The organism is Pseudomonas sp. Mn2068 (genome assembly GCF_049319725.1).
In the GTDB taxonomy this organism is placed as follows: domain Bacteria; phylum Pseudomonadota; class Gammaproteobacteria; order Pseudomonadales; family Pseudomonadaceae; genus Aquipseudomonas; species Aquipseudomonas gingeri.
Genome location: NZ_JBMOUG010000001.1, coordinates 519,658 through 524,893, shown reverse-complemented (window position 1 = coordinate 524,893; position 5,236 = coordinate 519,658). Strand labels below are relative to the sequence as shown.

Below are 5,236 nucleotides of genomic sequence, written 5' to 3'. Positions count from 1 at the left end.
GCCCGAGCGCTCCATCGGGGTGATTTTCGGACGTTTGTGCAAGGCGGCGAACTGCGCCGGCGTCATTTCACGCAACGAGGTCTTGTCGAACATTGAGGGCTACCGTCCATGACTGCATTATTTTTGTAGGGCTGCGGGGCGTCTGCCCCGGGCATCGGTGCCCGGCCACCAGGGCCGGGCCGGTCGCCGGCTTTCAGGGTGAGGCGCGGGTTTCCTGCGCCTGGGTGAAGAGGTGGTCGAGCACCGCTTCGATCGTCGGATGGTCGAACAGCACCCGCATCGGCAAGTCGATGCCCAGCAGGTCTTCGATCCGCGCCACGATGCGGGTCGCCAGCAGCGAATGGCCGCCGAGATGGAAGAAGTTGTCGGTCAGGCCGACCCGCTCGCAGCGCAGCACCTCGCACCAGATCCGGGCCAGCGCCGCTTCGATCGGTGTGCTCGGGGCGACGAACCCCTGCCCGGCGAACGCGCCTGCGCCCGGCACCGGCAAGGCCTGGCGGTCGAGCTTGCCGTTGGCGGTCAGCGGCAGCATGTCCAGGCGGACGTAGGCGGCCGGCACCAGATGGCCGGGCAAGCGCGCCACCACATGTTCACGCAGCGTGGTGACGTCGACCGCCGTGTTTTCCGCCTCTCTGTAGTAAGCCACCAGGCGTACCTCACCCGGCTGGTCTTCGCGGGCGATGACCACGGCCTCGCGCACGCCGGCGCAATGTCGCAGGCAGGCTTCGATTTCACCCGGTTCGATGCGAAAGCCACGGATCTTCACCTGGAAGTCGTTGCGCCCGAGGAACTCCAGGCTGCCATCGGCCCGGTAGCGGGCCAGGTCGCCGGTACGGTACAGGCGCTCGCCGGCGACAAAGGGATTGTCGATAAAGCGCTCGGCGGTCAGGGCGGCGCGATTCAGGTAGCCACGGGCGACCCCGGCCCCGCCGATATGAATTTCACCGGCGACGCCGACCGGCACCAGTTGGCCCAGGGTGTCGAGCAGATAGCAGCGCAGGTCCGCCAGCGGTCGGCCGATGGGGCTGGCGCCGGAGCGTTCGGCATCTTCGGGGCGTAGCGCCAGGTAGGTGGCGTGCACGGTGATTTCGGTGATGCCGTACATGTTGACCAGTTGCGTATCGCTGTTGCGCGGGTCGGCATACCAGGGCTTGAGTGATGTCGGTTCCAGTGCTTCGCCGCCGAACACCACGCAGCGCAGGCTGTGGGTGGCCGGGCTGCGGGCCTGGGCATCGATCAGGCCACGGAAGGCGCTGGGCGTCTGGTTGAGCACGGTCACCCGCTGTTCGCAGAGCAACTGGTAGAAGTCCTGCGGATTGCGACTGGTCAGGCCCGGCACGATCACCAGGCGCCCACCGTGGAGCAACGCGCCCCAGATTTCCCAGACCGAGAAGTCGAAGGCAAAGGAATGGAACAATGTCCAGACATCGTTGCGATTGAAGGCGAATGCCCCGGCGGTGCTGGCAAACAGGCGGGCGACATGCCTGTGCTCGATCATCACCCCCTTCGGTGTGCCGGTGGAACCCGAGGTATAGATGACATAGGCCAGGTTGCTCGCACTGAGGCCCATCTGTTGGGCCTCGAGGTTGTCCGTCGGGCACCCGGCCCAGGCCTGCGCGTTGTCCAGGTCGATGCACTCGGGAACCGCCGCCAGTCCTTGCACGGCGTCCTCCAGCACGCCGAGGGTCGCCCCGTGCCGCAGCACCAGCGGCACGCCGCTGTCGGCCAGCAAGTGCTTGAGCCGTTCGCCGGGGTACGCCGGGTCCAGCGGCACATAGGCACCGCCGGCCTTGAGGATCGCCAGCAGGCCCACGAGCATTTCCAGCGAACGTTCGACACACAGGCCGACCCGCACCTCGGGCCCGACGCCGCGCCCGCGCAGATAATGGGCCAGGCGGTTGGCCCGGGCATTGAGCTCGCCATAGCCGAGGGTCGCGCCCTCGAAGCTGACCGCCGGGGCCTCGGGCTGGGCGGCGGCCTGACGCTCGAAACCCTGGTGCAGGCAGCGGTGGTCAGCGACCACGCGGCTTGGTGGATTCCACTCCTCCAGCAACAACCGGCGCTCGTTCGCCGGCAGGATATCCAGGCGCTCGACCGCGCCCTGCGGTGCCTGTTCCAGGGCGGCGACCAGGCTTTCCAGGGCACGCTGCATCATCGCGCAGGTGCGTTGTGCATCCAGGGCCGCACAGACCTGGGCGCCGATCCGGAAGCCCTCGCCGCTGTCGTCCACGGCCAGCACCAGGGGATAGTTGGTGCGCTCTTCGCCGCCCAGTACCTCGATGCCCTTCCAGGCGCCGGAGGTCGAGTCGCCGCCTTCGGTGGCCCGCTCGCTGTGCCGGTAGTTGAGCAAGGTGGTGAACAACGGTGTTGGCGAGGCGATGCCACTGCAGCGCTGGGCCAGCGCCAGCGAGGCGTGTTCGTGCTCGAACAGTCGGGTCAGCAGCCGATGGGTGCGCCGGACACAGGCCGTCACACCTTCGGCGGCGAGATCGATGCGGATCGGCAAGGTATTGATGAATGGGCCGAGAATGCGTTCGGCCCCCTCGCCGCCGTACAGGCGCCCGAACAGCACCGTGCCGAACACCACGTCGTGGCGTCCGGAGGTATGGGCCACCACCTGCCCCCAGGCGACATGGAACAGGCTGGCCGGGCTCACGCCCAAGGCCTGGGCGGCCTGGCGCAGGCGCTGGCCGAGATCGCCGGCCAACTGCAGCCGGGCTTCGCCGATGCCGCTGCCGTCACCCTGGATATCGAGCAGGCCGAAGGGGGCGGAAGGCTCGCTGACGCCGGCCAGCATGCCGCGGAAAAACTGCTCCTGGGCCTCCTGGTCGCCACCCTTCACCCGTTGCGCAATGAAGTTGCGATAAGGCAAGGCTGGCAACAGGCTGTCGGCGTTACCGCCCAGGACCGCCTCGACCTCGGCATTCAGCTGTTTCAGCGACGTGTTGTCGTCGATGATGTGATGGAACAGGCGCAGGCCCAGCCAGCGGTCGTTGGCGTCGTCCCGGGCGATCATCATGCGCATCAGCGGTGCCCGGTCCAGGGGCAGGCGATAATGCCGGGGGTCGAAGCGCTGACGCAGTTGTCCGGCGATATCGCCGCCGGCCGGATCCAGCCGCAGCTCCTCGACCAGCGTGCCGACCTGGCGCCAGACCACCTGTACTGGCTGTTCCAGGTCGTCCCAGAAGATCGAGGTGCGCAGGATGTCATGGCGCCCGATCACCGTTTCCAGGGCCTGGACATAACGCTCCAGGGTCGCCCGGTCGCTGAAGCTCATCAGGCTCCAGAGCAGATAGGGATCGCCATTGCGCGCCATCAGGTGGTGGAACAGCATGCCCTCCTGCAACGGCGACAGCGGGTAGATATCCTGCACATTGTCGGAACCACCGGGCACCGTGGCGACAATGGCATCGATCTGCGCCTGGTCCAGTGTCGCCAGCGGCAAGCGCTCGGGCGTGATCGGCAGGCCCTGGACAATGCCGTTGGCCGGGATCGGCGCCGCGACTTCGGCCACTTCGACCCCGGCGGCCAGCTCGCGCAGCACCGGCGCACTGAACATAAGCCGCGCATCCAGTTCGATGCCCTGGCGGCGCAGGCGTTCGAGCACCCGCAGGGCCGACAGCGAATGGCCGCCGAGGGCAAAGAAGTTGTCGTCGCGGCCGATCCGTTCGCGCCCGAGCACATGGGCCCAGGCTTCGGCCAGGGCGATTTCCACCGGCCCCTGCGCGGGGCTGAACGGCCGGGTGCCGAAGGCGCTGTCATCAGGTGCCGGCAACGCCCGGCGATCGAGCTTGCCGTTGGCGGTCAGCGGCAATGCCTCCAGACCGACATAGGCGGCCGGCACCATGTGCTCCGGCAGCGCCGCCGCCAGTTGCGCGCGCAGTTCGCGGACGCTGGGCACGGCCCCTTCGGCGGCCGTGTAGTAGGCCACCAGGCGCGGCTCTCCCGGCTGGTCCTCGCGGGCGATGACCACCGCTTCGCGCACGCCGGCGCAACGGCCCAGGCAGGACTCGATTTCCCCCAGTTCGATACGGAAACCGCGGATCTTCACCTGGAAGTCGTTGCGTCCGAGGAATTCCAGGCTGCCGTCGGGTCGATAGCGGGCCAGGTCGCCGGTGCGGTACAGGCGATCGCCGGCGACAAAGGGATTGTCGACAAAGCGTTCGGCCGTCAGGGCTTCGCGGTTCAGATAGCCCCGGGCGACCCCGGCCCCGCCGATATGGATCTCGCCTTCGGCACCGACCGGCAGCAACTGCCCGGCAGGATCGAGCAGGTAGCAACGCAGGTCTGCCAGCGGCCGGCCGATGGGGCTGGCACCGGGCTGCTCGGCATCTTCGGCGCGCAGGGCCAGATAGGTCGCGTGCACGGTGATTTCGGTGATGCCGTACATGTTGACCAGTTGCGTGTCGCTGTTGCGCGGGTCGGCGAACCACGGCTTGAGCGCGCTGGTTTCCAGCGCCTCGCCGCCGAACACCACACAGCGCAGGCTATGAGCCGCCGTGCTGCGGGCCTGGGCGCCGAGCAGGCTGCGGAAGGCACTCGGAGTCTGGTTGAGGACCGTCACACCTTGCTCGCAGAGCAGTTGGTAGAAGTCCGCCGGGGTCCGGCTGGTCAGGCTCGGGACAATTACCAGGCGTCCGCCATGGAGCAGCGCCCCCCAGATTTCCCAGACCGAGAAGTCGAAGGCGAAGGAATGGAACAGGGTCCAGACATCGTCGCTGTCGAAATGGAACTGCGCGGCAGTGCTGGTGAACAGGCGGGCCACCTGGGCATGCTCGATCATCACGCCCTTGGGCGTGCCGGTGGAGCCGGAAGTGTAGATGACATAGGCCAGGTGGTTCGCGGTCACGCCCGTTTCCCGCGGGTCGAGATTGTCGTCGGGACGCTCGGCCCAACGCGTGGCGTCGGCCTCCAGGTCCAGCAGCCGTGGCTTGTTCGCCAGCCCCTTGCAGGCGGCCGTCAGGCTGGGCCGGGCCGGCGCATGGGTCAGGACCACCGCCGGCGTGCTGTCGGCGAGCAACAGGTGCAGGCGCTCGCTCGGGTAGACCGGGTCCAGCGGCACATAGGCGCCGCCGGCCTTGAGGATCGCCAGCAGTCCCACCAGCATGTCCAGGGAACGTTCGACACACAGGCCCACCAGCACATCGGGACCGACGCCGAGGGTGCGCAGATGCCGCGCCAGTCGGTTGGCCCGGGCATTCAACTCGCGGTAGCCGAGGGTTTGCCCTTCGCAACT

The 5,236-nt window shown here is 67.9% G+C and carries 1 protein-coding gene and 1 pseudogene; both read right to left on the bottom strand.

The genetic code is table 11. From position 1 onward, the window contains the following. Positions 1 to 193: 193 nt before the first annotated feature. A complete protein-coding gene (locus ACL9RJ_RS02355; RefSeq protein ID WP_422764936.1) occupies positions 194 to 3,715 on the bottom strand; it encodes an amino acid adenylation domain-containing protein in 3,522 nt (1,173 codons plus the stop codon). 87 nt (positions 3,716 to 3,802) lie between these two features. Next, positions 3,803 to 5,218 (bottom strand): annotated as a pseudogene (locus ACL9RJ_RS02350) (amino acid adenylation domain-containing protein); the annotation flags it as partial. Between the last annotated feature and the right edge of the window lie 18 nt (positions 5,219 to 5,236).